The organism is Aureimonas sp. AU4 (assembly GCF_001463765.1).
GTDB lineage: Bacteria > Pseudomonadota > Alphaproteobacteria > Rhizobiales > Rhizobiaceae > Aureimonas.
Genome location: NZ_BBWK01000066.1, coordinates 26,967 through 43,871, shown reverse-complemented (window position 1 = coordinate 43,871; position 16,905 = coordinate 26,967). Strand labels below are relative to the sequence as shown.

The window sequence follows — 16,905 nt, the reverse complement described above, 5'->3', positions numbered from 1 at the left end:
CTCACCACATGGTTAACGAAGCGCGAACCCCGTGAAGAAGACGTTCACCATCATGGCGCAAGGGCGGCCATGAGTTGGGCCGCGCCCGGCAGGGCCGGGGTCACGAGCAGTCCGGCGATCCCGAGGGCGACGCCGTAGGGCGCGCCGTTGGCGGGATCAAGCAGGCGGTCGATGGAACTGTAGCCCGTTGCGGGCGCCACGAGGCGGCGCGACAGAAGCAGAACGAGCGTCAGGACGCCGCCGAGCACGGAGGCAAGAAGAAGGTAGCGAAGAAGTTCGGGGCCTGGTCCGAGCCAGAGCGCGGCGGCTGCGATCAGCTTGGCGTCCCCCCCACCCATCCAGTTGAGGGCAAAGAAGAGGATGCCGAGAAGAAGGAGGCCGAAGCCGGCCGCCATATGCAGTCCGATGACCGCGACCGGAAAGCCCAGCCCCAGCGCATAGGGCAAGAAGGCAAGCGCGAGGAGGATCACCAAGCTATTGGGGATCGTCATACGCCAGATATCCGTTCCCGCCGCGACGACCATCGCGACGGGAAAGACGAGAAGGGCGAGCATCATATCAAGACCCTTCTGCACGATCGAAAGTTTTTAGTTCGTCTTGGTCTTCGACGTCACCGTGCTTCCGATCGTGGAGAAGGTGCCGCTGAGGCTGCTGCCGAGCGTCGTCGCGCCGGCGATGATCGCGGTACCGACCAGCGCGGCGATCAGGCCGTACTCGATCGCCGTCGCACCCTTGGAGTTCTTCTTGAAGCGGTTGATGAGCTGGAACATCGGACGTCCTTCCTGGATGACCTAAAGTCTGGTGAAGCCTTTCCCGAACATCGTTCCGATGCCTCGGATGGGATCAACATACCGGGATGCCGTTGCGCGCCCCTTAAGAGGCGAAGTTAACGGGCGATGAACACATCCCTTTCGCCGGAATGCTGAATCAGTTCGGAATCCATTCCAGTAACGAGCCATTAGGCATCCGGGCGCTAAGGAATTCGTGAACCCGACCCCGCCTTTGACGAGGATCCGCAAAGCGCATGCGTGCAGCTCTCTTCCTCCTCGCCGCCCTTTTCGCCGCGCCAGCCGCGACCCTCGCCGCGGACGGTCCGGACCTGCGGGTCGCCATCGACCAGGCCCGCATCCTGAAGATCGCGCATCCGGCCGAGACGGTCGTGATCGGCAATCCGGCCATCGCCGACGTCGCGGTGCACGACGCGCAGACGCTGGTGCTCACGGGCCGGTCCTACGGGACCACCAACGTCGTGGTTCTGGGAGCCGACGGCGCGGTCATCATGGACGGTCAGATCACCGTAGGGTCAGCCGAGGCGGGAACGCTGCGGATCTATCGCCAGGCCGCCCGCACGACCTATGCCTGCGCGCCGCAATGCGAGCCGCGCGCCACGATCGGCGACACCCAGACGAGCCTCACGAGCGCGATCGGACAGTTCACCGCCCGCGAGGGCATGGTGGCGGGAAGCGCCGGCACGTCCCCCTGAGGCCGGGCCTGCCACGCGGTTTCCACCGCCCGTCGCGTCGTGGCATGATCGGCTCCCGCCGCCGTTCCGGAGCCCCCATGCCGCGTGCCGTTCTGATCGTCCTCGACTCGCTGGGAATCGGCGGCGCGCCGGATGCGGCGACCTACGGGGACGAGGGCGCCGACACGCTCGGCCATATCGAGGCCGCCGCCGACGCCGGCCGAGCCGACCGCGCGGGCCTGCGCTCGGGCCCCCTTCTCGCCCCCCATCTCGCCCGCCTCGGGCTCTTCCATGCCGCTGGCCGGCCGCGCGGGAACATGCCCGCCGGTCTGTGGGGCCGCGCCACGGAGCGCTCGCGCGGCAAGGACACGCCGTCCGGCCACTGGGAGATCGCGGGCGTGCCGTTGCCCTTCGACTGGGGCTACTTCCCGCGAACCGTGCCCTGCTTCCCGCCCGCGCTCGTCGCGCAGCTCATACGGGACATGCAGCTTCCCGGCGTTCTGGGCGAGCGCCATGCCTCGGGCACCGAGATCATCGCCGAACTCGGCGAGGAGAGCATGGCGACCGGCAAGCCCATCCTCTACACCTCGGCCGACAGCGTGCTGCAGATCGCCGCGCACGAGGAGAGCTTCGGTCTCGAGCGCCTTCTGGACCTGTGCCGCACGGCGCGCCGCCTCGTCGACCCCTTGCGCATCGGCCGCGTCATCGCCCGTCCCTTTGCCGGAACAAGCGCGGCCGACTTCCGGCGCACCGCCAACCGGCGCGACTTTGCCGTGCCGCCGCCCGAACCGACGCTTCTCGACCGCGTCGTGGCGGCGGGCGGCGCCGTCCATGCGATCGGCAAGGTCTCCGACATCTTCGCGGGACAGGGCGTCACGCGCTCGCTCAAGGCCGGCGACAACGGGGCGGTGCTCGATCGGACGCTGGAGGCGCTGCGCGAGGCGGGGGACGGCGACCTCGTCTTCGCCAACTGCGTCGACTTCGACTCGGCGCACGGCCACCGGCGGGACGTCGCGGGCTACGCGGCCGAGATCGAGCGCTTCGACGCGCGCGTGCCCGAGCTCCTCGCCGCCCTTCGGCCGGGCGACCTCCTGTGCCTCACCGCCGATCACGGCTGCGACCCGACCTGGAAAGGCACCGACCACACGCGCGAGGCGGTGCCGGTGCTCCTCCAAGGGCCGGGACTGCCGACGGGTCCCCTGCCCCCGATGGTGACCTTCGCCGATATCGGCGAGAGCATCGCCGCCCATCTCGGCCTCGCGCCCGGACCGCATGGGCGCAGCGTCCTGTGACCGCGCCGCTCGCCGAGCTTCATTGCCACCTCGAAGGCGCGATGCCGGTTGCCATGGCGCGCGAGCTGGCAGCGCGGGAGGGGATCGCGATCGAGGATGCGATCGCGGGCGAGCGCTACCGCTGGAACGGCTTCACGGGCTTCCTCGAAACCTATGACCGGATCGCGGCGCTCTTGCGCCGGCCCGAGGACTACCGGGCCCTGGCCCATGCCGTTCTCGGCTCGATCGCGCGCCAGGGCGCGATCTACGCCGAGCTCACCGTCTCGCCCGACCATGCGCGCCGGAGCGGGCTCGACCCGCTCGCCTATCTCGGCGCGGTGGCCGCCGGGGCGCACGAGGCCGAGCGCCGGCACGGCATCACGGCCCGGCTGACGGTGGTCGGCGTGCGGCATTTCGGCGTGGAGGCCGTCGAGGCGGCGGCGCGCCTGGCCGCAACCGCGGCCGAGCCGCTCGTCACCGGCTTCGGCCTTGCCGGCGACGAGCGCGTGGGACGGGCCGCCGACTTCGCGCACGCCTTCGGCATCGCGCGCGACGCCGGCCTCGGCCTGACCGCCCATGCCGGCGAGTTCGCGGGGGCGGCGGCGGTCGACGAGACGCTGGACGCGCTCGGCGTTTCGCGCATCGGCCACGGGGTGCGCGCGGTGGAAGATCGCCGCGTCGTGGAGCGCCTCGCGCGCGAGGGCGTGACGCTCGAGGTCTGTCCGGGCTCCAACGTCGCGCTCGGCGTCTTTTCGCCCGAGGACCATCCCCTGCGGGCGCTGCGCGAGGCCGGGGTCCGCGTCACGGTCTCGACCGACGACCCGCCCTTCTTCGGCACGGACCTCGCCGCCGAGTATGCCTTTGCCCGAACCCGCGGCCTCGACCCGGTAATGCTGACGCGCCAGGCGATCGAGGCGGCCTTCGTGGACGAGCCGACGCGTCAAAGGCTTCTGGAGAAGCTGGCCCTGGCCGCGCTCCGGCTTGGCGCACCGCCCGCGACCCGCTAAGCCGATCCCGAACACACGGCTTTCATTTCGCGAGGCTCCCATGGACGGCGTCACCGTCATCGATCACCCGCTCGTCCAGCACAAGCTGACCCTGATGCGGAAGAAGGAGACCTCGACGGCGAGCTTCCGCCGCCTCCTGCGCGAGATCTCGACGCTGCTCTGCTACGAGGTGACACGCGAGCTTGACCTCACCACGATGCGCATCGAGACGCCGATGGAGGAGATGGACGCCCCGATCCTGGAGGGCAAGAAGCTCGTCTTCGCCTCGATCCTGCGCGCCGGCAACGGGCTTCTGGAGGGCATGCTCGACCTCGTGCCGGCCGCCCGCGTCGCCCATATCGGGCTCTACCGCGACCATGAGACCCTTCAGCCGGTGGAATACTACTTCAAGGCGCCGGAGGATCTGGGGAACCGCCTGATCATCGTGGTGGACCCGATGCTGGCGACCGCCAACTCCGCCTCGGCGGCCATGACCAAGCTCAAGGAGCGGGGCGCGCGCAACATCCGCTTCCTGTGCCTTCTCGCCGCCCCCGAAGGCATCGAGCGCTTCCGCGCCGCCCACCCGGACATTCCGATCTTCACCGCCTCGATCGACGCGCGGCTGAACGAGAAGGGCTATATCGTGCCCGGCCTCGGCGACGCGGGCGACCGCATGTACGGCACGAAGTAGCAAGCCTTTCTTCACCATGGCGAGCCGCCGGTCGCGGTTCGTCAGCTATTCTGCAAGGATGGCGCGCGCAGGCTCGGACCTCGATCCGATTCCCGCGCGGCCCGGCCATGTTCAAGTCTCTCCTGGTCCTGACGACCGGCGCCTCGCTGCTGGCGCTCGCCTTTCCGTCCGTCTTCGAGCGCTACCAGGTCAGCCTCGCCCGGCCGGAAGCGCTCGACCCCGCTCCCCGCGTGGTGGAGGCCGCCCTTCCAGCGCCGGCTCCCGGGCGCGCCCTGCGCCTGCGGGCCGATCCGGATGGACATTTCCGCAGCGAGGCGACCGCGAACGGCCGACGCCTGGCGGTGCTGGTGGATACCGGGGCGACCTATGTCGCGATGAGCGAGACGACGGCGCGCCGCATCGGCCTTGCGCCCGCGCAGGCCGAGTTCCGCTACGAGGCGCGGACCGCGAACGGCGAGGCCCGGGCCGCCCTCCTGCGCATCGACCGCCTCGCGCTCGGCACGCTCCCGCCCCGCCCGGCCGACGTCATGGTGCTGAAGGGCAACGCGCTCGGCGACACCGTTCTTCTCGGCATGAGCTACCTGAAGTCCCTGCGCCGCTATGGCGTCGCGGACGGCTGGCTGACGCTGGAGCCCTGACGCCCGCGCATTCCCGCGCGCTATCCGATCCGGCCGATCACCGCCGGTCCCGATGCGCCCGCCTCGCCCAGGCGGAAGGCGGCCCGCACATCGGCGATTGCCGCCTCGGCGGACGCGCGGTCTCGCGCATGAACCACGGCGAGCGCGTCGCCCGGCTCCAGCCGGCGCCCGATCGGGGCGAGGCCGGTCAGCCCGACGGCGGGATCCACTGGATCCTCGGCGCGTGTCCGGCCGCCCCCGAGCCGCACCACCGCAAGACCGAGCGCGCGCGCGTCGACCGTTTGCACGGTGCCCGCCTCGCCGGCCGGGACCTCGAGGCGGACCGGCGCCTGCGGCAGATGGTGCTCGAAGCGCTCGACGAAGTCGGCGGGGCCGCCGAGCGCCGCGACCATGCGGCCGAAGCGCTCCGTGGCGCGGCCCTCGTCCAGTGCGCGGGCGGCCATGGCCGCCCCCTCCCCGGCCGTTCCGGCGAGTTGCGCCAGACGCAGCATCTCGCCGCACAGGGCCAGCGTCACCTCGCGCAGGCGCGTGTCCTGCCGCTCTCCGGTGAGGAAGCGGACGGCGTTCGCCACCTCCACCGCGTTGCCGGCGACGGAGGCCAGCGGCTGGTCCATGTCGGTGACGAGCGCGGACGCGGCGACCCCCGCGCCTTGCGCCACCTCGACCAGCGAGCGCGCCAGGGTTTCGGCGTCCTCGCGCCGGCTCATGAAGGCGCCCGAGCCCGTCTTCACGTCGAGCACGAGCGACGGGAGCCCGGCGGCGAGCTTCTTGGACAGGATCGAGGCGGTGATGAGGGGCACCGATTCCACGGTCGCGGTGACGTCGCGCACGGCGTAGATGCGCCCGTCGGCCGGCGCGAGACGCGCGGTCTGCCCGACGATGGCGCAGCCCGCCTCGCGCACGACGTCGCGGAACCTACGTTCGTCGGGGCGCACGTCGTAGCCGGGGATCGCCTCCAGCTTGTCGAGCGTGCCGCCGGTATGGCCAAGGCCGCGCCCGGAGATCATCGGCACATAAAGGCCGCAGGCGGCGGCGATCGGCGCCAGCATGAGCGAGACGTTGTCGCCCACCCCGCCGGTGGAGTGCTTGTCGGCGACGGGCCCGGGCAGGTCGTCCCAGCGCAGCGTGTCGCCGGAATCGCGCATGGCGAGCGTCAGATCGACCGTCTCGCTCGGCGTCATGCCGCGCAGGAACGCCGCCATGGCGAAGGCGGCGATCTGCGCGTCGCTCACCTCGCCGGCGGTCACGCCCTCGATGAAGCGACGGACGGTGCTTCCCTCCAGCACCACGCCGTCGCGCTTCTGCCGGATCGCCTCCTGCGGCAGGAAGCGCGTCACGGTCAGTAGCCCGAAGCCGGGGCGTCCGCGCGGCGCTCGCCGCCGGCCACCGCCACGAGATCGGCCAGGACGCCCGAGGCGCCGATGCGGAAGCGATCGGCGGTGGCCTGCCCCTCGCCCAGGATCTCCTCCGCGAGGCGATAGTAGAGGCGGGCATCCTCGAAGCGCCTGATCCCGCCCGATGCCTTGAAGCCGGCGGTGCCGCCGCGCCGGGCGACGGCGTCGAGTAGAAGGCGCGCGGCCTCCGGCGTCGCGCCCGTGCCGTTCTTGCCGGTGGAGGTCTTGAGGAAGTCCGCCCCGCCTTCCAGCGCGGCATCCGCCGCCGCCCGGATCAGGAGAGGGTCCACGAGGTCGCCGGTCTCGAGGATCGCCTTGACGCGCGCCGGGCCGGCGGCCTCCTTCACGGCACGCACCTGGTCGCGAATGACGTCCGGCCGGTCGCCCGCGCGGCGCCAACTCACCACGAGGTCGATCTCGTCGGCGCCCGCCGCCACCGCCTGCCGCGTCTCGCGCACGGTTTCAGCGACGTCCTCGCCGCCGGCGGGAAAGTTCACGACGCAGGCCAGGCGCATGTCGGCCGGCAGCTTCGCGCGGGCCTGCGCCACGAAGCGCGGCCATATGCAGATCGCCGCCACCGCCGCGACCGGCGTCGCCGCCCGTTCGATCAGCGCGTCGACGTCGCCCGCCGTGCAGGCATCGTCGAGGTTGGTGAGGTCCAGGCGGCGGATGAGAACCTTGGCGAGCTCGGCGTCGGTCATGCGATCTCCGGAAGGGCGTGGGCGAGGATGCGCGCGAGCTTGGCTCCCCCGCGCGGGGCGACCTCCTTGGTCTCCTCGTGGCTGAGCTCGGCGCCCGTGATGCCCGCGCCCCAGTTGGTGATGACGGAGGCGGCGGCGACGCGCATCCCGAGGAAGCGGGCGAGGATGACCTCCGGCACGGTGGACATGCCGACCGCGTCGGCGCCGAGGCGCCGCGCCATGCGGATCTCGGCCGGCGTCTCGAACGAGGGGCCGGAGAACCACATGTAGACGCCCGAATGCACGGGAACGCCGATCCGCTCGGCGCTCTTCGTCAGCTGCTCGTGGAGGATCCCGTCGTAGGCTTGCGTCATGCCGACGAAGCGGCGATCGCTCGGCTCGCCGATCAGCGGGTTCATGCCGGAAAAGGCGATGTGATCCTCGATCAGCATGACCTCGCCCGGCTCGATGGCGGGGTTTACCGAGCCAGCGGCATTGGTGAGGAGAAGCGTGTCGATGCCGACCGCCTGCAGGATCTCCAGCGCGGGCCGCATGGCCGCCGCATCGCCCCGCTCGTAGTAGTGGACGCGGCCCGACAGCACGAGGACCTCCGCGCCGTTCAGACGGCCGGCGACGATCTCGCCGCCATGGCCGCTGACGGCCGAGCGTGGAAAGCCTGGGACCTCGGCATAGGGGATGCGCACTGCGTCCGCGAGGCCCTCGGTGAGCGCGCCGAGGCCCGAGCCGAGAACCAGCGCGACGCGGGGGCGGCGCTCGCCGAGCCTGGAGCGAAGAACCTCGCTCAACGGACGGCCTCCGTGGGGAAGGCCTTGGGAAGAAGGTCCTCCATCAGGATCGTCTCCACCACGCCCTCCGCCGCGTCGCACAGGAAGACGCGCGTGTCGGGCCGGGCGAACTCGGCGATGCGCTGGCGGCAGCCGCCGCAGGGTGAGCAGGCGCGCAGCTTCTCGGCCACCACCGCGACTTCGGCGATCACGCCGCCGCCGTCCATCACCATGTGGGCGATGGCCGTGGTCTCGGCGCACCAGCCTTCCGGAAAGCTCACCACCTCGACGTTGCAGCCGGCATAGATGCGCCCGTCCTCGGTGCGCAACGCCGCGCCCACGGGAAAACGCGAATAGGGCGCATGGCACTTGCGCATGGCCGAGCGGGCCTTGGCGAAGAGATCGTCGGACATGAAGTCACCTCGGGCGAGCGCTGCATCCCGTCCGGCCAACACGGCTTTGCGGGGAGGAATGCAGGTCTTTTGTTTGGGCGCGTTGTCCGACGCGAAAGCCGGATCGGCTTCCGCTGGAAACGCTCGAAGCTCAGCGCTCCTTCACGTAGGGAACGCCGCCGGCGCGCGGGGGCGAAGCCTTGCCGACGAAGCCGGCGAGCAGGATCACGGTCAGGATATAGGGCAGCGCCTGGACGAACTGGGGCGGGATCTGCCCGATCAGCGGCAGGGCCGTGGTCTGGAGGCGGATCGAGAGCGCGTCGAGGAAGCCGAACAGAAGGCAGGCAAACAGCACCGGCACCGGCCGCCAGTTGGCGAAGATCAGCGCCGCCAGCGCGATGTAGCCGCGCCCCGCCGTCATCTCGCGCGAGAAGGCGGCGGACTGGGCGATCGAGAGATAGGCGCCGGCGAGACCCGTCAGGACGCCGCAGATGATCACCGCCCGGTAGCGCAGCCAGGTGACCGAGATGCCGGCCGTGTCCACCGCGCCCGGATTCTCGCCGACCGCACGCAACCGCAGGCCGAAGCGCGTGCGGTAGAGCACCCACCAGGTGAGCGGCACGGCGAGAATGGCGAGATAGAGGAGAAGGTTCTGGCCCGACACGACTTCCGCATAGATCGGCCCGAGGACGGGGATCGAGCGTGCGGCTTCCGCGCCCGGCAGGTCGATCGGCAGGAAGCGGGCGTCGGCCGGAAGGTTGGGCGTGCCGCCGCCCAAGCCGAACCAGGCCGAGCCGAGAATGATGGTGAGGCCCGACGCCACGAAGTTCAGCGCCACGCCCGACACGATCTGGTTGCCGCGATAGGTGATCGAGGCGAGGCCATGGATCAGCGAGAACACGACCGCGACGCCGATGCCGGCGCCAAGCGCCACATAGGCCGAGCCCGAGACGGCCGCGACCGCGGCGGCCGTGAAGGCGGAGGCCAGCATCTTGCCCTCCAGCCCGATGTCGAAGACGCCGGAGCGCTCGGAATACAGGCCCGCGAGGGCTGCGAAGACGAGCGGAGCCGACAGGCGCAGCGTCGAGTCGACGAGGTTCAGGACGGCGAGCCAGTCCATCAGCGGGCCTCCCCCGTCTCGACCACCCCTTGCGCCGGGCGCAGCCGCACGAACTGGAAGGCCGCGCCGATACCGGGCCGCAGCATGTTCTCGAGCGCGCCCGCGAACAGGATCACGAGCCCCTGGATGATGACGATCATGTCGCGCGAGATGGCGGGCATGTCGAAGGCGAGCTCCGCGCCGCCCTGGTAGAGGACGCCGAACAGAAGGGCGGCCGGGAGGATCCCGGCGGGATGGCCGCGCCCCATCAGCGCCACCGCGATGCCGACGAAGCCGGCGCCGGCGGGGAAGTTGAGCTGGAGGCGGTACTGGTCGCCCATCACCGAGTTCAGCGCCATCATGCCGGCGAGCCCGCCCGAGATCAGCATGATCGTGACGGTGAGCCGCGTCTGGCTCATGCCGGCATAGCGCGCCGCGCGCGGCGAATGGCCGAGCGTGCGGATCTCGTAGCCGAGGCGCGTGCGCCAGATCAGGAGCCAGACCCCGAAGGCCGCCGCGAGCGCCACGAAGAAGGAGACGTTGAGGGGCGCGCCGCCGAGATCCATGCCGAGCAAGGAGAAGAGCGCGTCGAGGCGCGGCAGGCGGCCGCCATCGGCAAAGGCCACGGTCTCGGGCTGCATGGAGCCCACGGGCCGCAGGACGTTGACGAGCAGGTACACCATCAGCGCCGAGGCGATGAAGTTGAACATGATCGTGGTGATGACGATGTGCGAGTCGCGCTTGGCCTGGAGGACGCCCGGCAGGAACGCCCAGGCCGCGCCGAAGGCGGCGGACGCGACGATGGCCAGCGGCAGGTTCAGGTACCAGGGCAGGACGGCGCCGAGCGTGAGCCCGACCAGCGCGGCGCCGAGCCCCCCGACATAGGCCTGGCCCTCGCCGCCGATGTTGAACAGCCCGCCATGGAAGGCGACCGCGACGGCGAGCCCCGTGAACAGGAAGTTCGTCGCATAGTAGAGCGTGAAGCCGAAGCCCTCGCCGTAGCCGAAGGCGCCGCGCAGCATGAGGCGCGCGGCTTCCACCGGGCTCTCGCCGACGAGAAGCACCACCAGCCCCGCCACCAGGAAGGCCACCACGACGTTGACGAGCGGGATCACCCCGTGGTCGATCCAGCCGGGAAGCTTGGCATAGGGTCGGCTCATGCGCCAAGCTCCGTAAGGTCGATGCGCCCGCTCGCATCGAGCGGAAAGAAGGGATTGTGGGCCACTTCCCACAGATGTCCGTCCGGGTCGGCAAAATAGCCGGAATAGCCGCCCCAGAAGACCTTTTGCGGCGCTTTCACGGAAGCGGCGCCCGCCTCCAGCGCAGCGGCGAAGAGGCGGTCGACGTCGCCCTCCGAAGGCAGGTTCAGGGCGAGCGACAGGCCTCGGAAGCGCGGCAGCGGCTCGGCCTCCAGCCCCGCGTCCCTCGCCAGGTCAATGAGACCGAAGAGCGACAGGACGATGCCCTCGCCCTGCAGGAAGACGACGCTCTCGTTGCCGGCCTTCGTGCGATGCCAGCCGAGCGCCTCGTAGAAGCGGCCGGAGCGATCGAGGCTCGAAACGCCCAGGGTGACGAGCGTGACCCGCGCGTCCCTCATGCGGCGGCCACGTCCCGTCCCGTCTCGCCCGCCATCAGAAGGCCGAGTTCGCCCTCGCCCGCCTCGCCGCCGCGCTCGCCGACGACCCGGCCCGCGAACATCACGAGGATGCGGTCCGCGAGCGAGCGGATCTCGTCGAGCTCCACCGAGACGAGGAGGATCGCCTTGCCGCTGTCGCGCATCTCCACGATGCGGCGGTGAATGAACTCGATCGCGCCGACGTCGACGCCGCGCGTCGGCTGGCCGATCAGAAGCACGGCGGGGTCGCGCTCCATCTCGCGCGCCAGGACGATCTTCTGCTGGTTGCCGCCCGAGAAGTTCGCGGTCTTGAGGTCCGGCGACGGCGGTCGGATGTCGTAGGCCGCGATCTTGGCCACCGCCTCCTGCCGCATGGCGCCGCGGTCGAGGAAGGGGCCGCGCTGGAAGCGCGGGTCGCGGTGGTAGCCGAGAACGGCATTCTCGGCCTCGGTGAAGGGCAGGACGAGCCCGACATGGTGCCGGTCCTCCGGCACGTGGGCAAGGCCGAGGTCCCGCAAGGCGGCGGGGTCGGGATAGGCCGCGCCGCCCGCGCCCAGCGCCTCGCCGCGCAACCTCACCTCGCCGCGCTCGACGGGACGAAGCCCCGCCAGCGCTTCCAGAAGCTCCGACTGCCCGTTGCCGGCGACCCCGGCGATGCCGACGATCTCGCCCGCCCGCACGTCGAAGGAGACGCCGTCCACCATGGCGACGCCGCGCTCGTCGCGCACGGTGAGATCGCGCACCGAGAGAAGCGGCGCGCCGGGCGCCCCCTCCCCCTTCTCGACGCGCAGCAGGACGCGCCGGCCCACCATGAGCTCGGCCAGCTCGGCGGCGCTCGTTCCCGCGGTCGGGCGCGTCGCCACGATCTCGCCGCGCCGCATCACCGAGACGTTGTCGGTGACGCTCAGGATCTCGCGCAGCTTGTGGGTGATCAGGATCACCGTCACGCCCTCGCCGCGCAGCTGGCGCAGCACCGCGAAGAGCTGGTCCGCCTCGGCCGGGGTAAGGACGCCCGTCGGCTCGTCGAGGATCAGGATGCGCGCGCCGCGATAGAGCGCCTTCAGGATCTCGACGCGCTGCTGGAGGCCGACCGGCAGGTCTTCCACGACGGCGTCGGGGTCGATGGCTAGGCCGTGATCGTCGGCGAGGCGCTTCAGCTCGGCGCGCGCGCGCCGGATACCGGGCCCGAGCAGGCCCGCCCCTTCGGCGCCCAGCATGACGTTCTCGATCACCGTGAAGTTCGGCACCAGCATGAAGTGCTGGTGGACCATGCCGATGCCCAGGCCGATCGCCGCGTTCGAATCGGGAATGCGCACGGGCTTGTTCGCGATGCGGATCTCGCCCTCGTCGGCCTGATAGAAGCCGTAGAGGATCGACATCAGCGTCGACTTGCCCGCACCGTTCTCGCCGACGATCCCGTGGATCGTGCCCTGCGGCACGGCGAGGCGGATGTCGCGGTTGGCCTGGACGGCGCCGAAGCGCTTGGAGATGCCGACGAGCTCGATCGCGAGCGGCCGGGCGTCTGGCGTTGGGGCAGGCGAAGGGTCGGCGAGCGTCATGGCGCGCGACACTATCGGGCGGCGCGGGGAAGCGCCAGAGCCGCCGGGTGGCGCTTGATCGCAGCCCCCGTCGCGGTCATGGGATGGGTCCGCTTCTTCTGTCGCGAAAGCCGAGAGCCATGCCCGACACATCCCGCCCCGCGCCCGGCCGGCGCGAAGACTACCGCGCCTTCGTCGCCGTCCCCACGCGCTGGGCCGACAACGACATGTACGGCCACCTCAACAACGCGGCGACCTACTCCTTCTTCGACACGGCGGTCACGAGCTGGCTGATCGGCGAGGGCCTGACGGCCCATCCCGGAGATTCGATGTTCTTCGTGGCCGAGACGGGCTGCCGCTACCATGCCGAGATCGGCTATCCCGACCGCATCGAGGTCGGCCTTCGCGTCGACCGGCTCGGCACGTCGTCTGTGTCCTACGGCATCGCGCTCTTCCGCGAGGGCGAGGGCACGGCGGCGGCGGAAGGGATCTTCGTCCACGTCCATGTGGACCGCCTGACGCGCCGTCCCGCGCCCCTGCCCGGCCCCGCGCGGCAAGCAATGGAAGGAATCCTCGCATGAGCGCGCCCGAGGAGCGGCTGACGGAGCTCGAGATCCGCCTCGCCCATCAGGAACGGGCGATCGAGGAGTTGTCGGGCGAGCTCGCGCGGCAGGGCCAGGCGCTGGACCGGACCGAGCGGACGCTGCGCCAGCTCGCCGAGCGGTTCCTGGCCTTGGAGGAGGCGGCCGCGCCCGCCCCGGAGGCGACGCGGCCGCCGCATTACTGAGGCGTCAGGGCAGGCGGGCGACGCGCTCGGCGAGAAGGGCGTAGAAGCGGTCGCTGTCGCCCGAGCGCACGAAGAAGCAGTTGCGCGGCCGGTCCGTGACGCCCCAGTAGTCGACGACGGTCATGCCGCGCGTGAGAGCGCTCGCGCATTCAATCTCGCAGTTCGCCTCGCGCCCCTCGAAGATCGAGGGGTCGAGAAGGAAGGCGGTGACGCAGGGGTCGTGCAGCGGCGCGCCGTCCCAGCCGTATTTCTGGAGATCGTAGCCTTCCGAGAAGCGCAGCATGGCCGCGACCGCCGCGCCCGCCCTGTTGCCGATCCGTTCGAAGGCTTGGATCCGCGCCCCGGTGGAGCGCATGCCGTGGGTGACGTCGAGCGGCAGGACCGTGATCGGCGCGCCCGAGCGGAAGACGACGGCGGCCGCTTCCGGATCGACATAGATGTTGAACTCGGCGGCCGGGGTGATGTTGCCAACCTCGAAATAGGCCCCGCCCATGAGGACGATGGCCTCCAGGCGCTCGGCGATGTCGGGCGCCTTGAGAAGGGCCAGCGCGACGTTGGTGAGGGGCCCGAGCGCGGCGATCGTGACGCTCCGCTCGGGGCGCGAGCGCACGGTCTCGATGATGAAGTCTGCCGCATGCCCCTCGCGAAGCGGCATCGTGGGTTCGGGCAGGTCGGGGCCGTTCAGCCCGGTCGAGCCGTGAACGTGCTCGGCGGTGACGAGGCCGCGCGTGAAGGGCCGGTCGGCGCCGGCATGGACCGGCAGGTCGGCGCGGCCGGCCAGCTCCGCGATGCGCCGCGCGTTGCGCTCGGCATGGTGGAGCGGGACGTTGCCGGCGACCGCCGAGATGCCCAATACCTCGATCTCCGCGGGCGAGCCGAGGGCGGTGAGGATCGCGACCGCATCGTCCTGCCCGGGATCGGTGTCGAAGATGACGTGGCGCATCGTGGGGGGTCTCCGGTTCGTGGGACCGGCTCCCTACCACCTCCCGCCCCCGAACGCGAAACGGCGTCGGGGGATGGGGCAACGTTGCCGGTCATGTGCGAGGTCCGGCAAGACCTTCCACCGATCGGGGGCAGCCGGGCGATCGTGTCGCCCCTTCCGGTGACGGGCCGATCGGAACGGAACCATCGGCGCCCCTCGTTCGTCCTCCTGCGACGCACACGGGAGAACGCGCATGCCGACCCCTCTCAACCAACCCGGCCAGGATCTACCCGAGCCCCGTCTTCCCGGCCAAGGCGACGATGCGGTCGGTCGTCCCGGCGTGGGACCCGGCATCGGCAACGACACGCCGACCAAGCCGGTGGAGACCAATCCGGCGGGTGAACCCGACCCGACACGTCCGGGCCCCGCCGTGCCCGGAATGCCCAGCAGCATCTGAAGGCCGGCGAGCGAACCCGGGAACGGAAAGCTCCGTGCGACCCGGGATCGCCGCACGGGAGACGGCGTGGCGCTCGCCGCGCCCGGCTTCCCTCGCGCTTCCGTCCGGTCCCCGGCCCGTTTTTGCAGGCCCCGGGGCGGCCCCGTCTTCCCGGAGTTCTTCTTCCGGGAGGCGGCCTTGCTTTGCGGGAGAATGCCGGTTCGCGAGCGCGGCCCGCCGCGACCCGTTTTGTTAGTCTTCCCTGGGCTGGTAGACATTCGCCTCGCCGGGAAAGCGTCGTTCCCTGACCGCTTCGGCATAGGCCGACACGGCCGCATCCATACCGGTCGCGAGATCGCCGAACGTGCGCACGAAGCGTGGAACGCGATCGTTGAGCCCGAGCATGTCCTCCAGGACGAGAATCTGTCCATCGCATCGGGCCGAAGCGCCGATGCCGATCGTCGGCACCGCGATCTGCTGGGTGATCTCGTCGGCCAGCGGCTCGACCAAGCCTTCCAAGACCACGCTGAAGGCGCCCGCCTCCGCAACGCTTCGGGCGTCCTCGCGCAGGCGGTCCCAGTCGCCGCGCTCGCGCCCCTGCGTTCGAAAGCCGCCGAGCGCCATCACGGCCTGCGGCGTCAGCCCGACATGCGCCATCACTGGCACTCCGCGCGTCGCGAGGAACGCGATCGTGTCCGCCATGTGCCGCCCGCCCTCGAGCTTCACGGCCGAGCAGCCGGTTTCGGCCAGGATCCGCGACGCGTTGCGAAAGGCATTCCCGGGGCTCTCCTCGTAGGAGCCGAAGGGCATGTCCACCACGACGAGGGCCCGCCTTGCTGACCTGACGACGGCCTGCCCGTGCAGGATCATCATCTCCATCGTCGCCCCGAGGGTGGAGGGAAGTCCATGCTCGACCATGGCCACGCTGTCCCCGACAAGGATGATGTCGGCATGGCGGTCGACGAACCGAGCGGTCAAGGCGTTGTAGGCCGTGAGGGCCACGATGGGGCGGCCGCCCTTCCGGGCGCGGATGCCGGGAACCGTGATGCGCTTCTGCCCGACCTCCACGCTCATGCGGCCTCTCCCTCTTCGGTGGCGCCGGGGCGCAGTTCGAGCTGGTCGATCAGGACCACGGACCCGAGTCGGGCGGTCACGAGCAGCACGGCCGGCTTGTCCGTGACGCGCTCGAGGATGCCGAGCGTCGCGCTGTCGCGCAGATCGCAGGACAGGAGCGAGATCGAGGGTTCGCGCTCCGTCGCCGAGCGGATCGCCGACACAAGGGTCGCGGCATCGCGCTCGCCCGTGCTGAAGAGGCTCCGCGCCGCCAGCATTCCCTGGTGAATCACCGGTGCCACCCGTCGCTCCGCGGGCGTGAGGCGTTTGTTGCGGGACGAGGCGGCCAGTCCGTCCGCTTCCCGAACGGTGGGCACGCCGACGATGGAAGCCCGCATCGACAGATCGAACGCCATGCGCCGGACGACCGCCAGCTGCTGGAAGTCCTTCTCCCCGAAATAGGCTCGATCGGGCTCCGCGATGTTGAGCAGCTTGGCCACCACGGTCGCCACGCCCCGAAAGTGCCCCGGGCGTTGTTCCCCGATCAGGATCGTCGAGAGGGCCGGAACCTCGATACCGGTCTGAAGCGGCTCTGGATACATCTCCGCCACGGCGGGATGGAACACGGCGTCGACTCCATGCTCCCGGCATAGCTCAAGATCGCGGTCGAGGTCGCGTGGGTACGCGTCGAAGTCCTCGCCGGGACCGAACTGCGTCGGGTTCACGAAGATGCTGACAACCGTCACGTCGTTGTCGGCGCGGCATCGCTCGACCAGGGCCATGTGGCCATGATGCAAGGCTCCCATGGTCGGCACGAAACCGATCGTCCTGCCGGCCTGCCGGTGGAGCCAGACGAACCTTCGCAGGTCCCGCACCGTCGTGATGGTCTGCATGTTCGAAGCGGCCTTCCAGTGGGTCGAGCGCTTGTGTCAGCATCTCGACGTATTGTCAGCCCACCCATTCGACGGTGTCCGGCCCCGGCGCGACGGGCTCAAGCGGGCAGGACCATCGCGTCCCGGACGGCCGCCTTGTTCGAGATCGGGCCGGCGGCGGGCATCGTCTCGCCCGGCGCGACGACGACGAACAACCGGCAACCTCCGGTCAGGGGGCGGACAGGCCCCTTGGGCGGGCAGCCGATGCCGCCGGCCTGTCGCGC

21 protein-coding genes are annotated in these 16,905 nt (G+C 70.7%); 8 read left to right on the top strand and 13 right to left on the bottom strand.

The window, feature by feature from the left end; genetic code table 11:
- Window positions 1-50: 50 nt before the first annotated feature.
- A complete protein-coding gene (locus AUL35_RS17440; RefSeq protein WP_062017048.1) occupies window positions 51-557 on the bottom strand; it encodes a prepilin peptidase in 507 nt (168 codons plus the stop codon).
- Between the two features lie 30 nt (window positions 558-587).
- Window positions 588-770 (bottom strand): Flp family type IVb pilin, encoded by a 183-nt coding sequence (locus tag AUL35_RS17435; protein ID WP_062017045.1) that lies wholly within the window; start codon window positions 768-770, stop codon window positions 588-590.
- Between the two features lie 254 nt (window positions 771-1,024).
- Here AUL35_RS17435 and AUL35_RS17430 point away from each other — a divergent pair, with 254 nt between their 5' ends.
- The 5 genes from AUL35_RS17430 (at window position 1,025) to AUL35_RS17410 (ending at window position 5,048) form a co-directional block, all read left to right on the top strand.
- On the top strand, window positions 1,025-1,483 hold the full coding sequence (locus AUL35_RS17430) for a pilus assembly protein N-terminal domain-containing protein (RefSeq protein WP_062017041.1): 459 nt from the start codon (window positions 1,025-1,027) through the stop codon (window positions 1,481-1,483).
- A gap of 77 nt (window positions 1,484-1,560) precedes the next feature.
- Window positions 1,561-2,754 carry a phosphopentomutase gene (locus tag AUL35_RS17425; protein WP_062017038.1) on the top strand — a complete coding sequence of 398 codons (1,194 nt, stop codon included), beginning with the start codon at window positions 1,561-1,563 and terminating at the stop codon, window positions 2,752-2,754.
- A complete protein-coding gene (add, locus tag AUL35_RS17420) occupies window positions 2,751-3,740 on the top strand; it encodes an adenosine deaminase (protein WP_062017035.1) in 990 nt (329 codons plus the stop codon). Before AUL35_RS17425 ends, add begins: the two co-directional genes overlap by 4 nt.
- Window positions 3,741-3,780: 40 nt before the next feature.
- Window positions 3,781-4,410: a uracil phosphoribosyltransferase gene (upp, locus tag AUL35_RS17415; protein ID WP_062017032.1), complete on the top strand. Its 630-nt coding sequence runs from the start codon at window positions 3,781-3,783 to the stop codon at window positions 4,408-4,410.
- 107 nt (window positions 4,411-4,517) lie between these two features.
- Window positions 4,518-5,048 carry a TIGR02281 family clan AA aspartic protease gene (locus AUL35_RS17410; RefSeq protein ID WP_062017029.1) on the top strand — a complete coding sequence of 177 codons (531 nt, stop codon included), beginning with the start codon at window positions 4,518-4,520 and terminating at the stop codon, window positions 5,046-5,048.
- Window positions 5,049-5,068: 20 nt separating this feature from the next.
- Here the strand turns inward: AUL35_RS17410 and deoA are convergent, their stop codons facing one another.
- The 8 genes from deoA to AUL35_RS17370 form a co-directional block, all read right to left on the bottom strand.
- The gene (gene deoA / locus AUL35_RS17405; protein ID WP_244493811.1) at window positions 5,069-6,385 is read right to left on the bottom strand and encodes a thymidine phosphorylase; all 1,317 of its coding nucleotides are present in this window, start codon (window positions 6,383-6,385) and stop codon (window positions 5,069-5,071) included.
- A 2-nt stretch (window positions 6,386-6,387) separates the two neighbouring features.
- Window positions 6,388-7,143, bottom strand: a complete 756-nt coding sequence (gene deoC / locus AUL35_RS17400; protein ID WP_062017026.1) for a deoxyribose-phosphate aldolase — start codon at window positions 7,141-7,143, stop codon at window positions 6,388-6,390.
- Window positions 7,140-7,928 (bottom strand): purine-nucleoside phosphorylase, encoded by a 789-nt coding sequence (locus AUL35_RS17395; RefSeq protein WP_062017023.1) that lies wholly within the window; start codon window positions 7,926-7,928, stop codon window positions 7,140-7,142. The genes deoC and AUL35_RS17395 overlap by 4 nt, the downstream gene beginning before the upstream one ends.
- Complete coding sequence (locus AUL35_RS17390; RefSeq protein WP_062017020.1) at window positions 7,925-8,320, bottom strand: cytidine deaminase; 396 nt, start codon at window positions 8,318-8,320, stop codon at window positions 7,925-7,927. Before AUL35_RS17390 ends, AUL35_RS17395 begins: the two co-directional genes overlap by 4 nt.
- 130 nt (window positions 8,321-8,450) lie before the next feature.
- Window positions 8,451-9,419, bottom strand: a complete 969-nt coding sequence (locus AUL35_RS17385) for an ABC transporter permease (protein WP_062017017.1) — start codon at window positions 9,417-9,419, stop codon at window positions 8,451-8,453.
- The gene (locus AUL35_RS17380; protein WP_062017014.1) at window positions 9,419-10,558 is read right to left on the bottom strand and encodes an ABC transporter permease; all 1,140 of its coding nucleotides are present in this window, start codon (window positions 10,556-10,558) and stop codon (window positions 9,419-9,421) included. Before AUL35_RS17380 ends, AUL35_RS17385 begins: the two co-directional genes overlap by 1 nt.
- Window positions 10,555-10,995 carry a VOC family protein gene (locus tag AUL35_RS17375; RefSeq protein WP_062017011.1) on the bottom strand — a complete coding sequence of 147 codons (441 nt, stop codon included), beginning with the start codon at window positions 10,993-10,995 and terminating at the stop codon, window positions 10,555-10,557. Before AUL35_RS17375 ends, AUL35_RS17380 begins: the two co-directional genes overlap by 4 nt.
- Window positions 10,992-12,572 carry an ABC transporter ATP-binding protein gene (locus AUL35_RS17370; protein WP_062017008.1) on the bottom strand — a complete coding sequence of 527 codons (1,581 nt, stop codon included), beginning with the start codon at window positions 12,570-12,572 and terminating at the stop codon, window positions 10,992-10,994. The genes AUL35_RS17375 and AUL35_RS17370 overlap by 4 nt, the downstream gene beginning before the upstream one ends.
- Before the next feature lie 119 nt (window positions 12,573-12,691).
- On the opposite strand from AUL35_RS17370, the gene AUL35_RS17365 reads away from it, so the two are divergent.
- Both AUL35_RS17365 and AUL35_RS17360 read left to right on the top strand, forming a co-directional pair.
- Complete coding sequence (locus AUL35_RS17365; protein ID WP_062017005.1) at window positions 12,692-13,132, top strand: thioesterase family protein; 441 nt, start codon at window positions 12,692-12,694, stop codon at window positions 13,130-13,132.
- The gene (locus tag AUL35_RS17360) at window positions 13,129-13,338 is read left to right on the top strand and encodes a SlyX family protein (RefSeq protein ID WP_062017002.1); all 210 of its coding nucleotides are present in this window, start codon (window positions 13,129-13,131) and stop codon (window positions 13,336-13,338) included. The genes AUL35_RS17365 and AUL35_RS17360 overlap by 4 nt, the downstream gene beginning before the upstream one ends.
- A gap of 4 nt (window positions 13,339-13,342) precedes the next feature.
- On the opposite strand, the gene AUL35_RS17355 is transcribed toward AUL35_RS17360, so the two are convergent.
- A complete protein-coding gene (locus AUL35_RS17355; protein WP_062017000.1) occupies window positions 13,343-14,281 on the bottom strand; it encodes a nucleoside hydrolase in 939 nt (312 codons plus the stop codon).
- A gap of 232 nt (window positions 14,282-14,513) precedes the next feature.
- On the opposite strand from AUL35_RS17355, the gene AUL35_RS17350 reads away from it, so the two are divergent.
- Window positions 14,514-14,717 carry a hypothetical protein gene (locus AUL35_RS17350; protein WP_062016998.1) on the top strand — a complete coding sequence of 68 codons (204 nt, stop codon included), beginning with the start codon at window positions 14,514-14,516 and terminating at the stop codon, window positions 14,715-14,717.
- A gap of 231 nt (window positions 14,718-14,948) precedes the next feature.
- Here AUL35_RS17350 and panB read toward each other — a convergent pair whose 3' ends face one another.
- Entirely contained in the window at window positions 14,949-15,770 is an 822-nt protein-coding gene (gene panB, locus AUL35_RS17345) for a 3-methyl-2-oxobutanoate hydroxymethyltransferase (protein WP_062016996.1), read from the bottom strand.
- A complete protein-coding gene (panC, locus tag AUL35_RS17340; RefSeq protein ID WP_062016994.1) occupies window positions 15,767-16,642 on the bottom strand; it encodes a pantoate--beta-alanine ligase in 876 nt (291 codons plus the stop codon). Before panC ends, panB begins: the two co-directional genes overlap by 4 nt.
- Window positions 16,643-16,905 lie beyond the last annotated feature (263 nt).